The sequence below is a fragment of the Micromonospora palythoicola genome (assembly GCF_036689795.1).
GTDB lineage: Bacteria > Actinomycetota > Actinomycetes > Mycobacteriales > Micromonosporaceae > Micromonospora > Micromonospora palythoicola.
In genome coordinates, this window is sequence record NZ_JBAGKI010000009.1 from 90,760 (window position 1) to 108,371 (window position 17,612).

At 72.0% G+C, this 17,612-nt stretch carries 15 protein-coding genes; 12 read left to right on the forward strand and 3 right to left on the reverse strand.

Features of this window, described 5'->3' with window-relative positions; genetic code table 11:
- The first annotated feature begins 80 nt into the window (after positions 1–80).
- On the forward strand, positions 81–1,748 hold the full coding sequence (locus V5O40_RS06520) for an alkaline phosphatase D family protein (RefSeq protein WP_332904616.1): 1,668 nt from the start codon (positions 81–83) through the stop codon (positions 1,746–1,748).
- Between the two features lie 91 nt (positions 1,749–1,839).
- Here V5O40_RS06520 and V5O40_RS06525 read toward each other — a convergent pair whose 3' ends face one another.
- Positions 1,840–2,244, reverse strand: a complete 405-nt coding sequence (locus V5O40_RS06525; protein ID WP_269737643.1) for a YjbQ family protein — start codon at positions 2,242–2,244, stop codon at positions 1,840–1,842.
- Between the two features lie 175 nt (positions 2,245–2,419).
- Between V5O40_RS06525 and aceE the strand changes: the two genes are divergently transcribed.
- From aceE to V5O40_RS06540, 3 genes are all read left to right on the forward strand, one after another.
- Positions 2,420–5,164, forward strand: coding sequence for a pyruvate dehydrogenase (acetyl-transferring), homodimeric type (gene aceE, locus V5O40_RS06530; protein ID WP_332904617.1), 2,745 nt, complete (start codon positions 2,420–2,422; stop codon positions 5,162–5,164).
- Between the two features lie 296 nt (positions 5,165–5,460).
- Complete coding sequence (locus V5O40_RS06535; protein ID WP_332904618.1) at positions 5,461–6,750, forward strand: choice-of-anchor B family protein; 1,290 nt, start codon at positions 5,461–5,463, stop codon at positions 6,748–6,750.
- The gene (locus tag V5O40_RS06540; RefSeq protein WP_332904619.1) at positions 6,747–7,682 is read left to right on the forward strand and encodes a hypothetical protein; all 936 of its coding nucleotides are present in this window, start codon (positions 6,747–6,749) and stop codon (positions 7,680–7,682) included. The genes V5O40_RS06535 and V5O40_RS06540 overlap by 4 nt, the downstream gene beginning before the upstream one ends.
- Positions 7,683–7,784: 102 nt before the next feature.
- On the opposite strand, the gene V5O40_RS06545 is transcribed toward V5O40_RS06540, so the two are convergent.
- On the reverse strand, positions 7,785–8,231 hold the full coding sequence (locus tag V5O40_RS06545; RefSeq protein WP_093401307.1) for an SRPBCC family protein: 447 nt from the start codon (positions 8,229–8,231) through the stop codon (positions 7,785–7,787).
- A 186-nt stretch (positions 8,232–8,417) separates the two neighbouring features.
- On the opposite strand from V5O40_RS06545, the gene V5O40_RS06550 reads away from it, so the two are divergent.
- From V5O40_RS06550 to V5O40_RS06565, 4 genes are all read left to right on the forward strand, one after another.
- Positions 8,418–9,764, forward strand: coding sequence for a GH1 family beta-glucosidase (locus V5O40_RS06550; protein ID WP_332904620.1), 1,347 nt, complete (start codon positions 8,418–8,420; stop codon positions 9,762–9,764).
- On the forward strand, positions 9,761–11,032 hold the full coding sequence (locus tag V5O40_RS06555; RefSeq protein ID WP_332904621.1) for an MFS transporter: 1,272 nt from the start codon (positions 9,761–9,763) through the stop codon (positions 11,030–11,032). The genes V5O40_RS06550 and V5O40_RS06555 overlap by 4 nt, the downstream gene beginning before the upstream one ends.
- Before the next feature lie 50 nt (positions 11,033–11,082).
- The gene (gene gltX, locus V5O40_RS06560) at positions 11,083–12,492 is read left to right on the forward strand and encodes a glutamate--tRNA ligase (RefSeq protein WP_332904622.1); all 1,410 of its coding nucleotides are present in this window, start codon (positions 11,083–11,085) and stop codon (positions 12,490–12,492) included.
- A 311-nt stretch (positions 12,493–12,803) separates the two neighbouring features.
- A complete protein-coding gene (locus tag V5O40_RS06565; RefSeq protein ID WP_332904623.1) occupies positions 12,804–13,451 on the forward strand; it encodes a hypothetical protein in 648 nt (215 codons plus the stop codon).
- Positions 13,452–13,517: 66 nt separating this feature from the next.
- On the opposite strand, the gene V5O40_RS06570 is transcribed toward V5O40_RS06565, so the two are convergent.
- Entirely contained in the window at positions 13,518–13,883 is a 366-nt protein-coding gene (locus tag V5O40_RS06570; protein WP_332904624.1) for a hypothetical protein, read from the reverse strand.
- A gap of 71 nt (positions 13,884–13,954) precedes the next feature.
- On the opposite strand from V5O40_RS06570, the gene V5O40_RS06575 reads away from it, so the two are divergent.
- The 4 genes from V5O40_RS06575 to V5O40_RS06590 all read left to right on the forward strand — a co-directional run bounded on the left by V5O40_RS06575 (position 13,955) and on the right by V5O40_RS06590 (position 17,612).
- Positions 13,955–15,289, forward strand: a complete 1,335-nt coding sequence (locus V5O40_RS06575; protein ID WP_332904640.1) for a PucR family transcriptional regulator — start codon at positions 13,955–13,957, stop codon at positions 15,287–15,289.
- A gap of 78 nt (positions 15,290–15,367) precedes the next feature.
- A complete protein-coding gene (locus tag V5O40_RS06580) occupies positions 15,368–16,348 on the forward strand; it encodes an ACP S-malonyltransferase (protein WP_332904625.1) in 981 nt (326 codons plus the stop codon).
- The gene (locus V5O40_RS06585; protein WP_332904626.1) at positions 16,345–17,289 is read left to right on the forward strand and encodes a beta-ketoacyl-ACP synthase III; all 945 of its coding nucleotides are present in this window, start codon (positions 16,345–16,347) and stop codon (positions 17,287–17,289) included. The genes V5O40_RS06580 and V5O40_RS06585 overlap by 4 nt, the downstream gene beginning before the upstream one ends.
- A gap of 83 nt (positions 17,290–17,372) precedes the next feature.
- Entirely contained in the window at positions 17,373–17,612 is a 240-nt protein-coding gene (locus tag V5O40_RS06590) for an acyl carrier protein (RefSeq protein WP_007072348.1), read from the forward strand.

The following is a 17,612-nucleotide window of genomic DNA, read 5'->3' on the forward strand; positions in this document are numbered from 1 at the left end:
AAGGGTTCTTTCTTTCACCCCCGATTCATCGACGGAAGCGAGTCTCCCCGTGGACCACGTACCGACCTGGGGAGGCAATCGTGTCGTTGTCCCGACGTACCATCCTGCTCTCCGGCCTGGCGGCGGGCGCGGCCGGTGCCACCGGAATCGCCGGTGGCACGCTGCCCGCGAGCGCGGCGCCGGCGCCGTCCCGGCCGCCCGGGAGAGCCCTGGCCTACCCGTTCACGCTCGGTGTCGCCTCCGGTGACCCGGACCACGAGGGTTTCGTGCTCTGGACCCGGCTGGCACCGCAGCCGCTGGCCGAGGACGGTCTCGGCGGCATGCCCGACCGCATGGTGCCGGTCTTCTGGGAACTCGCCGCCGACGAGCGGTTCCGGCACGTCGTGCGGCGGGGAGTCGTCGACGCGCACGCGGCGAGGGCGCACAGCGTGCACGTCGAACTCACCGGCCTGCTGCCCGGCCGGGAGTACTTCTACCGGTTCCGGGTGCAGCGGCACCTGTCGCCGGTCGGGCGGACCCGCACCGCACCCGCACCGTGGAGCCTGCCCGCGACGCTCGCCATGGCGTTCGCCTCCTGCTCGCAGTACGAGCACGGGTACTTCACCGCGTACCGGCGGCTGGCCGAGACCGAACCGGACCTCGTCCTGCACCTGGGCGACTACCAGTACGAGTACGCCCGGGACACCTACACCGCACCCGGTGGGAACCCGCGCGACCACGAGGGTCCGGAGACCCGCACGCTCGCGAACTACCGGCAGCGGCACGCCCAGTACAAGACCGACCCGGATCTTCAGGCGGCCCACGCCGTCGCGCCGTGGGCGGTGGTCTTCGACGACCACGAGGTGGAGAACAACTGGGCCGACGACGTGCCGGAGGCACCCGACCCGGAGTTCCCGGCCCGGCGGGCGGCCGCCTTCCGCGCGTACTACGAGAACATGCCGCTACGCCGCACCTCGCTGCCGCGCGGCGTCGACATGCAGCTCTACCGGCGGCTGCGCTGGGGCCGGCTGGCCACCTTCCACCTGCTCGACACCCGGCAGTACCGCGACGACCAGGCCTGCGGTGACGGCTACCAGTCGTGCCCGGAGGCGGCCGAGCCGAGCCGCTCCATCCTCGGCGAGCGGCAGGAGGCGTGGCTGCTGGACGGGTTCCGCCGCTCCTCGGCCCGCTGGGACCTCCTCGCCCAGCAGGTCTTCTTCGCCCAGCGGGACCGCGACTCCGGACCGCTCACGGTGACCAGCATGGACGCCTGGGACGGCTACCTCGCCTCGCGGGACCGGATCACCCGGGGCTGGCTGGCGGCCGGGGTACGCAACCCGGTCGTGCTCACCGGCGACGTGCACGCGCACTGGGCCAGCGACCTGAAGCTCGACTACGCCGATCCGATCTCACGCACCGTCGGCAGCGAGCTGGTGTGCTCCTCGATCACCTCGGGTGGCGACGGGGCGGACTCGGCGACCGGCACGCACCCGTGGCTGGCCTGGAATCCCCACCTGCGCTTCCACAACAACCTGCGGGGTTACGTCCGGACCACGCTGACCAGGGAACAGCTCACCGCCGACTTCGACGTGCTGCCGTTCGTGAGCAGCCCGGGTGCCCCGGCCCGGACCCGCGCCCGGTTCGTCATCGAGGACCGTGTCCCGGGGCTGCACCTGACCCGGGACGACCCGCCGGCCGCCGCGAGGGCCGCCGGTGCGGACGTCGACGCCGGGCAACGCACCGTGGAGAGCGAGACCCGTCGGCCCTGACCGGTGTCCGGCGGGAACGCCGCAGCTCCGCGACCGCGCCGTCTCCCCCGGGGGAGACGGCGCGGTCCTGCCGGGGACACCGCGGGTGGCGTCAGCCGGAGAGAAAGGAGAACCGGACCTGCCGGGTGGGGTTGTCACCGTTGGTGTCGACCAGGCAGATCGACTGCCAGGTGCCCAGGGCCAGCCGCCCACCGAGCACCGGCAGCGTCGCGTACGGGGCGACGAAGGCGGGCAGGACGTGATCGCGACCGTGTCCCGGTGAGCCGTGCCGGTGCCGCCACCGCTCGTCGGTCGGCAGCACGGCGTCCAGCGCGGTGAGCAGGTCGTCGTCCGAGCCCGCCCCGGTCTCGATGATGGCCACGCCGGCGGTGGCGTGCGGCACGAAGACGTGCAGCAGCCCGTCGCCACAGCCGGCGACGAACTGCTCGGCCTCGGCGGTGATGTCCCGGACGGTCGGCCGGGAACCGGTCCGGACGGTGATCAGTTCGCTGCGCACACCCGCATTCTTCCGCACCGGACGACGGCCCGCCGCGACCGCCTTGGGACGGCAAAGTTACTGGTTGGTACCTGTGTCGAGCGTCGCCCTTAGGCCGGGTGGACGTGACGGCGAGTGCCACGACGGGGCAGGATGGCGCTAGAGACCTATCCCACACACAACCGAGGGAACGCCTGTGGCTACGGAACGCAAGCGCCCGGTGATCACGGCCGGCCTGCCGAGCCAGCTTCCGGACATCGACCCCGAAGAAACCAGCGAGTGGGTCGAGTCGCTCGACGGTGTCATTGGCGACCGTGGCACCAAGCGAGCCCGCTACGTCATGCTGCGGCTGCTGGAGCGCGCCCGGGAGCGTCAGGTCGGCGTGCCGTCGCTGACCACCACCGACTACATCAACACCATTCCGCCGGAGCGTGAACCGTGGTTCCCCGGCGACGAGCACGTCGAGCGCCGGATCCGGGCGTACGTGCGGTGGAACGCGGCGATGCTGGTGCACCGCGCGCAGCGGCCGGAGATCGGCGTCGGTGGCCACATCTCGACCTACGCCAGCTCGGCCTCGCTCTACGAGGTCGGCTTCAACCACTTCTTCCGGGGCAAGGACCACCCTGGCGGCGGCGACCACATCTTCTACCAGGGGCACGCCTCCCCCGGCATGTACGCGCGGGCGTACCTGGAGGGCCGGCTCAGCGAGAATCAGCTCGACGGCTTCCGGCAGGAGCTGTCCCACCCCGGCGGCGGCCTCCCCTCCTACCCGCACCCCCGGCTGATGCCGGACTTCTGGGAGTTCCCCACGGTCTCCATGGGTCTGGGCGGCCTGAACGCCATCTACCAGGCCCGGTTCAACCGGTACCTGCACCACCGGGGCATCAAGGACACCTCCGACCAGCACGTCTGGGCCTTCCTCGGCGACGGCGAGATGGACGAGCCGGAGACGCTGGGCGCGATCGGGGTGGCCGCCCGCGAGGAGCTGGACAACCTCACCTTCGTCATCAACTGCAACCTGCAGCGGCTGGACGGACCGGTACGCGGCAACGGCAAGGTCATGCAGGAGCTGGAGGCGTTCTTCCGGGGCGCCGGCTGGAACGTCATCAAGGTCGTCTGGGGGCGGGAGTGGGACCCGCTGCTCGCCGCCGACACCGACGGCGCGTTGGTCAACCTGATGAACACCACGCCCGACGGTGACTACCAGACCTACAAGGCGGAATCCGGCGCGTACGTGCGGGAGCACTTCTTCGGCCGTGACCCGCGTACCCGCAAGATGGTCGAGGGGCTGACCGACGACGAGATCTGGAACCTCAAGCGGGGCGGGCACGACTACCGCAAGCTGTACGCGGCGTACAAGGCGGCGACCGAGCACACCGGCCAGCCGACCGTGATCCTGGCCAAGACGATCAAGGGCTGGACGCTCGGCTCGCACTTCGAGGGCCGCAACGCCACGCACCAGATGAAGAAGCTGACGCTGGAGGACCTGAAGACCTTCCGCGACCGGCTCTACCTCGACATCCCGGACTCGGCGCTGGAGGAGAACCCCTACCTGCCGCCGTACCTGCGGCCGGACGAGAAGTCCGACGAGATGCAGTACCTGCACGAGCGGCGCAAGCAGCTCGGCGGTTACCTGCCCACCCGGCGGACCAGCGCCAAGAAGCTGGCCATCCCCGGCGCGGAGCGCTTCGCCGACGTCAAGCGCGGTTCGGGCAAGCAGAAGGTGGCCACCACGATGGCCTTCGTCCGGCTGCTCAAGGACCTGATGAAGGACAAGGAGTTCGGCCGGCGCTGGGTGCCGATCATCCCCGACGAGGCACGCACCTTCGGCCTGGACTCCATCTTCCCGACCGCCAAGATCTACTCGCCGCACGGCCAGCGGTACACCTCGGTGGACCGGGAGCTGTTCCTGTCGTACAAGGAGTCGACCGCCGGGCAGATCCTGCACGAGGGGATCAACGAGGCCGGCTCCGTCGCCTCGTTCACCGCGGCCGGCACCTCGTACGCCACCCACGACGAGCCGATGATCCCGATGTACATCTTCTACTCGATGTTCGGGTTCCAGCGCACCGGCGACGGCTTCTGGGCGGCCGCGGACCAGATGACCCGGGGCTTCGTGCTCGGCGCCACCGCCGGACGCACCACGCTCAACGGCGAGGGCCTCCAGCACGAGGACGGCCATTCCCTGCTGCTGGCCGCCACCAACCCGGCGGTCGTCGCGTACGATCCGGCGTTCGCGTTCGAGATCGCGCACATCATGGAGAACGGCCTGCACCGGATGTACGGCGAGGAGCAGGAGAACGTCTTCTACTACCTCACCGTCTACAACGAGCCGATCCACCAGCCGGCGGAACCCGACGGCGTCGACGTCGAGGGCATCGTCAAGGGCATCCACCGCTACTCCCCCGCCCCGTCGCTGGACGGGGACGCCCCCCGGGCGAACCTGCTGGCCTCCGGCACCGGCATGCAGTGGGCGCTCAAGGCGCAGCAGTTGCTGGCACAGGACTGGGGGGTGGCCGCCGACGTCTGGTCGGTGACCTCCTGGACGGAGCTGCGCCGTGACGCGGTGGAGTGCGAGGAGTACAACCTCCTGCACCCGGGCGCCGAGCAGCGGGTGCCGTACATCCAGCGCAAGCTGGCCGACGCCGACGGCCCGAAGGTCGCGGTCAGCGACTGGATGCGCGCGGTACCGGACCTGATCTCCCGGTGGGTGCCGGGTGACTGGACCTCGCTGGGTACCGACGGGTTCGGGTTGTCCGACACCCGGCACGCGCTGCGGCGGCACTTCCACGTCGACGCCGAGTCGGTCGCGGTCGCGACGTTGCGGCAGCTCGCGCTGCGCGGGGCGGTGCCGGCCCACATGCCGGCGGAGGCGGCCAAGAAGTACGCCATCGACGACGTCAACGCCGCCCCGGTCGGTGAGACCGGCGGGGACAGCTGAACCAGGGGAAGGTCTCCCTCGAAGGGCCCGGCGCGGTGTCACCGCGCCGGGCCCTTCCGCGTGCGACGCCGGAACCCGGCGCGGTGGGGCCCCGCGCCGCGATCGGTGCGCAGATATGACCCATCCGGTATCGATGAGCATCTGTTTCGTGTAACACAGCGCATCCACAATTGCCGATAGGTGTTTCAGCGGTACCCGGGGACACCAGGCCGGCCGGTGGACCTACCCCCGTCGCGCCCGTCCACCGCCGGCCGGGACGTCACCGCCGCCTCGGCGCGCGACGGGAGGGAGCGTTCATGCGAATCGTCCGGATCGGCCTCACCCTGGCCGTCGGCGCCCTGGTGGTGTCGATGCTCCCGGCAGGCTCGCCCTCGGTGGCACACGACCCGGCCACCCCGGCCGGACGCGCGTCGGCCCAGGAGTTCATGGCCCAGCGCGAACCCACTCAGCAACTCGTCGCGGCCGCCGCCGCGACCTGCAGCAACGGACAGGCGTCGGGCTACCCCTGCCGCAACGTGGACCTGCTGTCGTTCATGCCGCTGTCCAGCATCGGCGGCAGCCAGGCCAACGACATCTGGGGCTGGACCGACCCGCAGACCGGCAAGGAGTACGCGCTCGTCGGCCGGCGCAACGGCACCTCGTTCGTGGACGTGTCCAACCCGACCGCTCCGGTCTACCTGGGCAACCTGCCCGCGTACCAGAACCGCACCGCGATCTGGCGGGACATCAAGGTCTACCGGGACCACGCGTACGTGGTGGCCGACGTCTCCGGGCACGGCATGCAGGTGTTCGACCTGACCCGGCTCCGTGGCGTCACCGCGCCGCAGACCTGGACGGCCAACACGCACTACAGCCAGTTCGGCAACTCGCACAACATCGCCATCAACGAGCAGACCGGGTACGCGTACGCCGTCGGCACCAACACGTGCAGCGGCGGCCTGCACATGGTCGACATCCGCACCCCGAAGTCCCCGGTGTACGCGGGCTGCGTCAGCAACGACGGCTACACCCACGACACCCAGTGCGTCGTCTACCGGGGTCCGGACACCACCTACACCGGGCGGGAGATCTGCGTCAGCTCGAACGAGGACACGGTGACCGTGGTCGACGTTACCACCAAGTCGGCTCCCCGGCAGCTGTCCCGCATCGGCTACAGCGGGCGGGCGTACACCCACCAGGGCTGGTTCACCGACAACCAGCGGTACTTCCTGCTGGACGACGAACTGGACGAGACCCGGCGCGGGGTGCGGACGCAGACCTACATCTGGGATCTGGCCGACCTCGACGCACCTCGGCACATCGGCACCTACAGCGCCCCGTCCGGGGTGCAGGCCACCGATCACAACCAGTACGTCAAGGGCAGCTACAGCTACCAGGCCAACTACCGGGCCGGGTTGCGCATCCTGGACCTGCGTAACGTGGCCAGCGGTCAGGCCACCGAGGCCGGGTACTTCGACATCTACCCGTCCAGCAACAGCGCCTCGATGAACGGGGCGTGGAGCACCTATCCGTACTACCCGAGCGGCATCGTGGTGGTCAGCGGCATCGAGCAGGGGCTGTTCGTCCTCCAGCCCCGCTTGTCATGACCACCACCGACCATCGGCCGGCTACGGCCGCCGGCCAGGTCGAGGGGGCGTCCCAGCCGGGGCGCCCCCGCCCCGACCCGTCGCCGGCGGCGCCGGCGGTCGGCACGGCGTGGCGGTACGCCGCCGCCGCGCTGGTACTCGGCCTGACCCTGGCCGTCGGCTTCTTCGCCGGTCGCGCCGGCACGCCGGCCTCCGCTCCGGCACCCCGGGCCGCGTCCACCGCGCACCTCGGCCACCGCCCGGGCGGACTGGAGGTGTCCCGCGACGGCTGGACGCTGGCCCTGGACACACCGAGCCTGGCCGCCGGCCGGCCGGGTGAGCTGGCCTTCCGAATCACCGACGCGGCCGGCGCGGCGCTCACCACGTTCCAGGAGAACCACGAACGCCGGATGCACCTGATCCTGGTCGGTCGGGACCTCTCCGGCTACCAGCACGTGCATCCGGAGATGTCGGCCGACGGCACCTGGCGGGTCACGGTCACGCCGGCCAGACCCGGCCCGCTCCGGGCCATCGCGGACTTCTGGCCGCAGGGTGCGCCCGCGGGCGTCACGCTCGGCGTCGACATGCCGGTCCCCGGGCGGTACGCCGCCGGCCCGCTGGCACCACCGGAGGAGACGATCCTGGTGGACGGCTACACGGTCACCCTCGACGGTGGGTTGCGGGCGGGCGAGTCCAACCAGGTGCTCGTCTGGCTCGGCCACGACGGGCGGCCGGTCGACGACCTGCAACGGCACCTGGGCGCGTACGGGCACCTGGTGGCGCTGCGCCAGGGCGACCTGGCGTACCTGCACGTGCATCCGGCGGCGGCCAGCCAGCCCAGTTCGGTGGTGGCGTTCGGTGTCACCGTGCCGTCGGCCGGCACGTACCGGCTGTTCTTCGAGTTCCGGCACCTCGACGAGGTACGCGTCGCCGCGTTCACCGTGGTCGTGTGAGTCGACCCCACGCCGGGGCTCCGACGAGCGGTGGCGGCCCGGGTGCCTCTGGAGGGGGCACCGGGGCCGCCACCTTCGCGGGTGACGCCGGGACGCGGCCCGTCAGCCGACGGCGGCCAGGTCGGTCAGCCGGGCCAGCGAGTCCTCCAGGTCGGCGCCGACCCGACGCAGGCCGAGCCGGAGCAGGGCGGCCTTGACCGGGCCGGCCGGCCAGCGCACGACGATCAGCCGGACGACGGTGCCACCCTCCTGTTCGTCGGGTGTGAGCTGGACGTATATCTCGGTGCGCGCCTCCGCTCGGGCACCGGCGCCCTTGGCGCGTTCGCGCCAGCCGATCAGGGTCGGCTCCTGATAGGCGATCACTTCAGCCTCATGCGCGGCTCCGCGTCCGGCCTGGACCAGCTGCCGCCGACCGAAGCCCTCCCCCGAGAGGACCTCGGCCGCACGGACCCCGGCCAGCCAGGCCGGCAACTGCTCGGCCCGCTGCACCACGTCCCAGACCGCTTCCACCGGCGCCGCCACGTGCGCGCTGCGTTCCACGAGGATCATTTCCGTCTTCCTCCAGTGAGGACATCCCACGATATTCGGCACTCTATGCGCAAAAACGGACGTATATGGACGGGTTCGTAAAAGACACGCCGAAAGGTATTGCCCCTGGCCGCTCGGCGGCCTATGGCGTGTGGTCTCCCCGCCCCCTAGAGTTCCGAGCACGTTTCGCGTTTACCGGGAGGGCGTATGTCGACCGCACCGATGCCCGAGTTCCCCACCGGCTTCCGTTGGGGCGTCTCCACGTCGGCGTACCAGATCGAGGGCGCCGCCGGCACCGACGGACGGGGACCGTCCATCTGGGACACCTTCGCCCACACACCCGGCCGGATCATCGACGGCAGCAGCGGCGACGTGGCCTGCGACCACTACCACCGCCACGCCGAGGACGTCGCCCTGATGGCCGGGCTGGGCGTCGGCGCGTACCGCTTCTCGGTCGCCTGGCCCCGGGTGCTGCCCGGCGGCACCGGTGCGGTCAACCCCGCCGGCCTGGACTTCTACGAGCGGCTGGTCGACGACCTGCTCGCGCACGGCATCGATCCGGTCGCCACCCTCTTCCACTGGGACCTGCCCCAGCCGCTGGAGGACGCCGGGGGCTGGCTGAACCGGGACACCGCGCACCGCTTCGCCGAGTACGCCGACCTGGTGGCCGCCCGCCTCGGCGACCGGGTGCGGCTCTGGATCACCCTCAACGAACCGTTCATCCACATGAGCCTCGGGCACGCCACCGGTGTCCACGCCCCCGGTCGGGTGCTGCTCTTCGACGCCTTCCCGGTCGCCCACCACCAGCTGCTCGGCCACGGCCTCGCGGTCGCCGCGCTGCGCGCCCGCAGCACCAGCCCGGTGGCCATCGCCAACAACTACTCACCGGTGCGCGTCGTCGGCGCCGACCCGACCGACGCCGCCGCGGCGGCGACCTACGACGCCCTGCACAACCATCTCTTCACCGACCCGCTGCTCGGTCGCGGGTACCCGGCGCGGCTGGGCTTCGACACCGCCGTGGTCCGCGACGGCGACCTGGAGGTGATCGCCGCGCCGATCGACGTGCTCGGCGTCAACTACTACAACCCCACCGCGGTACGCGCCCCCGAGGAGGGCTCGCCGCTGCCCTTCGAGCTGGCGCCGCTCACCGGCTACCCGCGTACCGCCTTCGACTGGCCGGTGGTCCCGGACGGGCTGCGCGAGCTGCTCGGCGGGCTGCGTGACCGCTACGGCGCGGCGCTGCCGCCGATCCAGGTCACCGAGAGCGGCTGCGCCTACGACGACGCGCCCGACGCCGACGGGCGGGTGTCCGACCCGGACCGGATCGCCTACCTGGACGGTCACCTGCGGGCCGTCCGCGCCGCCATCGACGACGGGGTCGACGTGACCGGCTACTTCGTCTGGTCGCTGCTGGACAACTGGGAGTGGGCCGAGGGCTTCACCAAGCGATTCGGCCTGGTGCACGTGGACTTCGAGACCGGGCGGCGCACGCCCAAGTCGTCGTACGCCTGGCTGCGTGAGGTGATCGCGACCAACCGGCGGGAGTCCCGGTGACCACCGTCGACCCCACCCCGGCCTCGTTGCCGGCCGCGCTCGCCGAGCCGACCGTGCCGGTCCGGCGCGGATGGATCGCGCTGCTGTTCGCCGCCAACCTCGGCGTCTGGATGGCCTTCTTCACCCCGATCCAGGTGCTGCTGCCGCAGCAGATCGGGCAGATCGCACCGACGGACAAGGAGACCATGCTGGCCGTGGTCACCGGGTTCGGCGCCCTCGCCGCGGTGCTGGCCAACCCGCTCGCCGGCGCCCTGTCGGACCGCACCTGCCTGCGCCTGGGCCGGTGGGAGTTCGGCCGCCGGCACGTCTGGACCCTCGGCGGCGCGGTGCTCGGCGCGCTGGCCCTGGTGCTGCTCGCCCAGGCGCGTACCGTCCTCGCGGTGACCGTCGGCTGGGTGGCCGCGCAGGTCTGCTTCAACGCGATGCTGGCCAGCCTGACCGCCGCGGTGCCCGACCGGGTTCCGGTCGCCCAGCGGGGCGGCGTCTCCGGCTGGGTCGGCATCCCGCAGGCGCTGGGGCTGGTCCTCGGCGTCGTGCTGGTCACCGTCCTGGTCACCGGCAACACCGCCGGTTACCTGGCCGTGGCCGCCGCCGTCCTGCTGCTCGCCCTGCCGTTCGCGCTGCGCACGGTCGACGATCCGCTGCCCCGCGCCCACCGGCCGGCGCTGCGCGGCCTGCTCGCCGGGATGTGGGTCTCACCGCGCCGGTACCCGGACTTCGGCTGGGCGTGGATCACCCGGTTCCTGGTCCAGCTGGGCAACGCCTTCGGCACGCTCTACCTGCTCTACTTCCTCACCGACGAGGTCCGCGTCGCCGACCCCGAGGGCGGGCTGCTGGTGCTGATCCTGCTCTACACCGCCGGGTTGACGGCCACCACGGTCATCGCCGGCCGGCTCTCGGACCGCTCCGGCCGGCGGAAGGTGTTCGTGATCGCCGCGGGCGTGGTGATGGCCGTGGCCGCGCTGCTGCTGGCCGCCGCGCCCACCTGGCCGGTGGCGGTGGTCGCCGCGCTGGTCCTCGGCGCCGGCTACGGGGTGTACCTGTCGGTCGACGCCGCGCTGATCACCCAGGTGCTGCCGAGAGCCACCGACCGGGCCAAGGACCTCGGCGTGATCAACATTGCCAACTCGGCGCCGCAGGTGCTCGGTCCGGCCGTCTCCGCCCCGATCGTGGTGCACCTGGGCGGGTACCCGGCGCTGTACGCGACCACCGCGGCGGTGACCCTGCTCGGCAGCGTCCTGGTCCTCAAGATCCGCTCGGTGCCCTGAGCCGCACCCCTTGGCCCAATGCGGTAGCGCGTCGCCGTAGGCTGGAGGTCGTGACGGTACGTGTGCGCTTCGCCCCCTCCCCGACCGGTATGTTCCACGTCGGCGGTGCCCGCTCGGCACTCCAGAACTGGATCTACGCCAGGCAGCAGGGCGGGGTGTTCGTGCTGCGCATCGAGGACACCGACGCGGCCCGCAACAAGCCGGAGTGGACCGAGGGCATCCTCTCCGCGCTGGACTGGATCGGCATCGAACGGGGCAGTTACGAGGGGCCCTACTTCCAGTCCTCGTACGCCGGTGAGCACCGGGACGCCGCGCGGCGGTTGTACGAGGCGGGTCGGGCGTACTACTGCGACTGCACCCGCGAGGCGGTGCAGGCCCGCACCGGCAACCAGTACACCGGCTACGACGGCCACTGCCGCGACCGGGCGCTGCCGCCGGGCGACGGCCGGGCGCTGCGCTTCCGCACCCCCGACGAGGGCGCCACCGTGGTGACGGACCTGATCCGGGGCGAGCCGACCTTCGAGAACAAGCTCATCGAGGACTTCGTCATCGCCCGGGGTGACGGCTCGCCGGTCTTCCTGCTGGCCAACGTCGTCGACGACATGACGATGGGCATCACCCACGTGATCCGGGCCGAGGAGCACCTGCCCAACACCCCGAAGCAGCAGTTGCTCTGGGACGCGCTCGGGGTGAAGCCGCCGATCTGGGCGCACGTGCCGGTGGTGGTCAACGAAAAGCGGCAGAAGCTCTCCAAGCGCCGCGACAAGGTCGCCCTGGAGGCGTACCGGGACGAGGGGTACCTCGCCTCGGCGATGCGCAACTACCTGATGCTGCTCGGCTGGGCGCCCTCCGGCGACCGGGAGATCGTGCCCTGGTCTGTCATCGAGGAGGAGTTCCGGCTGGCCGAGGTCAACCCCTCACCGGCGTTCTTCGACGAGAAGAAGCTGCGCGCGTTCAACGGCGAGTACATCCGGGCGCTGCCCGTGGCCGAGTTCATCGAGGCGTGCCAGCCCTGGCTGACCGGGACCGGCGCCATCGCGCCGCCGCCCTGGCAGCCGGCCGAGTTCGACCCCGCCGTGTTCGCCTCGGTGGCCCCGCTGGCACAGACCCGCATCGCGGTGCTCAGCGAGATCGTGCCGAACGTCGACTTCCTCTTCGTCGACTCACCGCTGATCGACGAGGCGGCCTGGACGAAGGCGATGAAGGAGGGGTCGGCGGAGCTGCTCGACGCCGCCATCGCGGCCTTCGAGGCGGTCGAGTCCTGGGACGCGGAGACGCTCAAGGCCACGCTGGAGGCGGTCGGCGCGGAGCGCGGGCTCAAGCTCGGCAAGGCCCAGGCGCCGGTACGCGTGGCGGTCACCGGCCGTACCGTCGGCCTGCCGCTGTTCGAGTCGCTGGAGGTGCTCGGGCGCGAACGCGCCCTGACCCGGATGCGCGCGGCCCGGGTCCGCCTGGTCTGACTCGGGGGTGGACGGCGTCGCCGGTATCGATAACGACACGCCGAACAGCACTGCCCAGGACCACGACACCCGCGTTATCCTGCCCCCACCATGGCCTCCGCAAAGGTAAAATCCGCCCGCTGCTTCGCGGCTGGCCGTTGAGCGAGTCGCAATGGCGGACAGTTCCAATTAGTGTTCCATCAGCTGCAACCGATCGGCGTTCCGCGGAGTCTTTGAGTGGGTACCTGTCTTGCGGGCAGGGTCACCACCGTCAGCCTGCCAACGTGTGACCCCTGCAGCACGGCCACCATCGAACGGGGCGAGGAGGCGGCATGGTCCGACGGATGAGGCGACTGACCGGAGCGACGGTGGGTGCGGTGGCGGCGCTGCTGCTGTCGCTCACCTCCGCCACGACGGCCGGGGCGGCACCGAAGACACCGCCGGCCGGCGTGGACATCACCGGGCACGGGCTCGGCGAGCCGCTGCGGTTGCGAGCCGACACCCACCCCGCGCATGTCGTCGCCGTCATCGAGCAGGTGAATCACCGGGGCCTGGTCCGCCAGTCCGGTGGCCCGAAGAAGGCCGACCTCGGTCCGAAGTACACGGTCATGGTGCTGGCCGGCGACGCTCCGAAGCAGACCTACGACCTGTACCCGAAGGCGGTCGGCGGGCCGCGCGTCTACCGCCCCGCCAAGCAGCCCGACCGCAAGGTCAGCGCAGCCTGGTATCTCGGCCGGGTGAGCATGTCCGAGACGCTGCGGACCGCCGGTGTGCCGCTGGAGCGGACCTACGAGGCGGTCAGCGGGGGCGTCGGCGGAGGTGAACGCATCATCCCTGAGGAAGCGCTCAACCCCGCGCAGGACATCAACGAGGCGTTCAGCGATCTGCGCCGCCTGCTCCTGTTGAACGTCGCGGTGGTAATGGTGATCACCGTCGGACTCGCCGGGATCGCGCTGCTGATCCGCCGCCGTACCCACTGAGCCACGGCGCGGCCGCGGTCCGTGCGGCCGACCACGCCGCCGGCCGGGCCGGCCCGGTCCCTCCGCTCAGCACCAACGACCCGGCGGGCGTTGCCGCCGCAGGCTGCGGTGCGCCGGACGGACCGGACCGTGTCGGTGGCCCCCCGCCCAGCCGGGCAGGTCACTGCGACACCCATCGACCGCCGAATCGGTCGGCCCGGCGTTGGCCGACTCGACGCCGCGCTGGCGGGGCACCGGCGGCTCGCCGCCGAGCTGCCGGTTGGCCGCGGGGTCGTCCTCCGGACGTTCCGGCACGCGACCGGCGACCGGCTCGGCCGGATGCGCCAGGCCGGGCGGCCGGCGGTGGTGCTTGGCGAGGGCCGGCTGCTCGTGCGGACCGGGTCGGCACGGCTCCCCCTGGGCACAGCCGTGGTCGGCCTCCCCGTACGCCATCGGCGTCTCCTCACGCTCGCCCTCACCCGCCGGCGCCCACCCGACGTGCCCTGTCACCGTACTGGCCGGTTCTGACCGGCCGCGCAGCGCGTACCGCTCGACCGCCGGTGCCGACGCCTGCCGTCGAGGTCCAGCTCAGCGCATGTCAGGCTAAGCGGGTGAGCGAGTCGGGCGGTACGGACCTGTCGGCCACGCTGCGCCGGATCGAGCGGGCGGCCGGCGCACTGGCCACCGCGAGCGTGGTCCGGATGGACGAGACCCTGCCCTGGTTCCGGGAACTGCCGGCCGACCAGCGCTCCTGGGTGATGCTGGTGGCCCAGGCCGGCGCCCGCTCCCTGGTCCAGTGGCTGCGCTCCGGCGGCGGGGCCGCCGAGGGCACCCAGGAGGTTTCCGACGAGGTGTTCGCCACCGCACCGCAGGCGCTGGCCCGCTCGATCACCCTCCAGCAGACCGTCGCCCTGATCAAGGTCACCATCGACGTCGTCGAGGAGCAGGTCGGCGACCTCGCCGCCCCCGGTGAGGAGCCGCAACTGCGGGAGGCGGTGCTGCGGTACTCCCGGGAGATCGCCTTCGCCGCCGCCCGGGTCTACGCCCGGGCCGCCGAATCGCGCGGTTCCTGGGATGCCCGGTTGCAGGCCCTGCTGGTGGACGCGCTGCTGCGCGGCGACTCGCCGGACGTGCTGGCCAGCCGGGCCGCCGCGCTGGGCTGGACGGACGCGCCGCCGGTGGCGGTGGCGGTCGGTCACTCCCCCGGCGGCGAGGTCGCCGCGGTCCTGCACACCGTCTACCGGCAGGCCCGCCGGATCGGGGTGGAGGTGATCGGCGGGGTGCACGGCGACCGGCTGGTCATCGTGCTCGGCGGGGCGGCGGACCCGGTCGCGGCCACCGGCAAGCTGCTCACCGCCTTCGGCGACGGGCCGGTGGTGGTCGGTCCGGCGGTGCCGAGCCTGGACGAGGCGACCGAGTCGGCGCGGGCGGCGTTGGCCGGGTACCGTGCCGCCCCGGCGTGGCCGGCGGCACCACGCCCGGTGCACGCCGGTGACCTGCTGCCCGAGCGGGCCCTGGCCGGCGACGCCGAGGCCCGCCGGCGGCTGCGCCATGACGTGTACGCGGTGCTGGTCCGCGCCGGCGGTGAACTGCTGGAGACGTTGGACGCCTTCTTCGCCGCCGGTGGCACGCTGGAGAGCGCCGCCCGGGCGCTGTACGTGCACCCGAACACCGTGCGCTACCGGCTGCGGCGGATCTCCGAGGTGACCGGGTTCAGCCCGCTGGCGCCCCGGGACGCGTTCGCGCTGCGGGTCGCGCTGACCGTCGGTCGGCTCGACCCGGTGGTGCCGACCCAGACATTGGCCCCACCAGTCAGTAAAAGATCACAGCATGGTGATGACCAGCGTCAGTCTTTGTAGGATCCCTCCAACTGTCCTAGTGCGGTTTGGTGCCAGCCGGCACAGCGCAACCCATGGGTATCCAGGAGAGTCATAGACGTGCTCGCCGTACTCTGCCCCGGCCAGGGTTCCCAGAAACCCGGCTTTCTGACCCCCTGGCTCGACCTGCCCGACGCCGAGTCCCGACTGCGCTCGTGGTCCGAGCTGGCCGGCGTCGACCTGGTGCACCTGGGCACCGCCGCCGACGCCGACGAGATCCGGGACACCGCCCGCACCCAACCGCTGCTGGTCGCCGCCGCGCTGCTCGCCGCCGAGCACCTGCCGATGCGCCAGGTGGCGGTGACCGCGGGACACAGCGTCGGTGAACTCGGCGCGGCGGCGCTGGCCGGGGCGCTGCCGGCGGAGGCGGCGATCACCCTCGCCGGCGTACGCGGCCGGGAGATGGCCGCCGCCTGCGCGCTGGAGCCGACCGGCATGGCCGCGGTGCTCGGTGGCGACCCGGACGAGGTGCTCGCCGCGATCAGCGCGCACGGGCTGCACGCCGCCAACCGCAACGGCAAGGGCCAGGTCGTCGCCGCCGGTGCGCTCGACGGGCTGGAGAAGCTGGCCGCCGAGCCCCCGCAGCGGGTCCGGGTCGTCCGGTTGCAGGTGGCCGGCGCCTTCCACACCCCGTACATGACCCCCGCGGAGACGGCGCTGGCCGCCGTCGCCGCCGGGACCACCCCGAACGACCCGGACCGCATCCTGCTGTCCAACCTCGACGGGACGGCCGTCGACACCGGCCGGGAGCTGCTCGACCGACTGGTCCGGCAGGTCACCGCCCCGGTCCGCTGGGATCTCTGCATGGCCACTCTCGCCCGCCTCGGAGTGACCGGCGTGATCGAACTGCCGCCCGCCGGCACGCTCGCCGGCCTGGTCAAGCGGGAACTCGCCGGTGCGAACGCACCGGAGATCGTCACCGTGAAGACCCCGGACGACCTGCCCGCCGCCCGGGAGCTCATCGCCCGGCACGGCACGGTCGACGAAACCAGTAAGCACATGTCTCGCGACGACAACCACGCTGGGGAGGCCTCGTCATGACGGGCAGCCGGATCCTGTCCCTCGGGCACTACCAGCCGTCCCGGGTGGTGACCAACGACGAGATCGCCCAGCTGGTGGAGACCAGCGACGAGTGGATCCGCGACCGGGTCGGCATCGCGACCCGCCGGATCGCCGGTGACGAGACGGTCGCCGACATGGCCGCGGCCGCCGCCGACAAGGCGCTGGCGAACTCCGGCCTGACCGCCGCCGACATCGACCTGGTCGTGGTGGCCACCTGCACCTCGATCGACCGCAGCCCGAACGTGGCCTGCCGGGTCGCCGCCAAGCTGGGGATCAACGCCCCGGGCGCGTACGACGTCAACACCGCCTGCTCCGGCTTCGCGTACGCGCTGGGCACGGTCGACCACGCGATCCGTGCCGGTGCGTCCCGCAACGCCCTGGTGATCGGCGCGGAGAAGCTGTCCGACTTCACCGACTGGACCGACCGCTCCACCTGCATCATCTTCGGCGACGGCGCGGGCGCGGCCGTGGTCACCGCCGCCGCGGAGGACGAGCCGGCGGGGGTCGGCCCGGTGGTCTGGGGCTCGGTGCCGGAGCGCGGCGACGCGGTGCGCATCGAGGGTTGGCGGCCGTACGTCGCCCAGGAGGGGCAGGCGGTGTTCCGCTGGGCCACCACGGCGCTGGCGCCGCTGGCCCTGCAGGCGTGCGAACGGGCCGGTGTCGACCCGTCGGAGCTGGCCGCCTTCGTCCCGCACCAGGCCAACGGACGGATCATCGACGGCATCGCGAAGCGGCTGAACATCGGCCAGGCGATCATCGCCAAGGACATCGTCGAGTCCGGCAACACCTCCGCGGCCAGCATCCCGTTGGCCCTGTCCAAGCTGGTGGAGCGCCGCGAGGTGCCCTCCGGTGCCCCGGTGCTGTTGTTCGGCTTCGGCGGCGGCCTCACCTACGCCGGTCAGGTCGTCCGCTGCCCCTGATACCCCCACGGCGCGCGACGCCGAGGAGCGACGGACGGCGTCGCCGCCCCGTCGAGAGAACCCGATGAGAGGAACCCACCGCAATGACCCGTGACGAGATCACCGCCGGCCTCGCCGAGATCCTCGAAGAGGTTGCCGGGGTGAACCCGGACGACGTGGCCGAGGGGAAGTCCTTCACCGACGACCTGGACGTCGACTCGCTCTCCATGGTGGAGGTCGTGGTCGCCGCCGAGGAGAAGTTCGGCGTCAAGATCCCTGACAACGAGGTGCAGAACCTCAAGACCGTCGGGGACGCCGTCAGCTACATCGAGGCGCAGTCCTGA

Excerpts from the sequence above, each read along its gene's own strand:
- V5O40_RS06535 (WP_332904618.1), top strand. The coding sequence starts at position 5,461 with ATGCGAATCGTCCGGATCGGCCTCACCCTGGCCGTCGGCGCCCTGGTG.
- V5O40_RS06540 (WP_332904619.1), top strand. The coding sequence starts at position 6,747 with ATGACCACCACCGACCATCGGCCGGCTACGGCCGCCGGCCAGGTCGAG.
- V5O40_RS06545 (WP_093401307.1), bottom strand. The coding sequence starts at position 8,231 with ATGATCCTCGTGGAACGCAGCGCGCACGTGGCGGCGCCGGTGGAAGCG.
- V5O40_RS06550 (WP_332904620.1), top strand. The coding sequence starts at position 8,418 with ATGTCGACCGCACCGATGCCCGAGTTCCCCACCGGCTTCCGTTGGGGC.
- V5O40_RS06565 (WP_332904623.1), top strand. The coding sequence starts at position 12,804 with ATGGTCCGACGGATGAGGCGACTGACCGGAGCGACGGTGGGTGCGGTG.
- V5O40_RS06570 (WP_332904624.1), bottom strand. The coding sequence starts at position 13,883 with ATGGCGTACGGGGAGGCCGACCACGGCTGTGCCCAGGGGGAGCCGTGC.
- V5O40_RS06585 (WP_332904626.1), top strand. The coding sequence starts at position 16,345 with ATGACGGGCAGCCGGATCCTGTCCCTCGGGCACTACCAGCCGTCCCGG.
- V5O40_RS06590 (WP_007072348.1), top strand. The coding sequence starts at position 17,373 with ATGACCCGTGACGAGATCACCGCCGGCCTCGCCGAGATCCTCGAAGAG.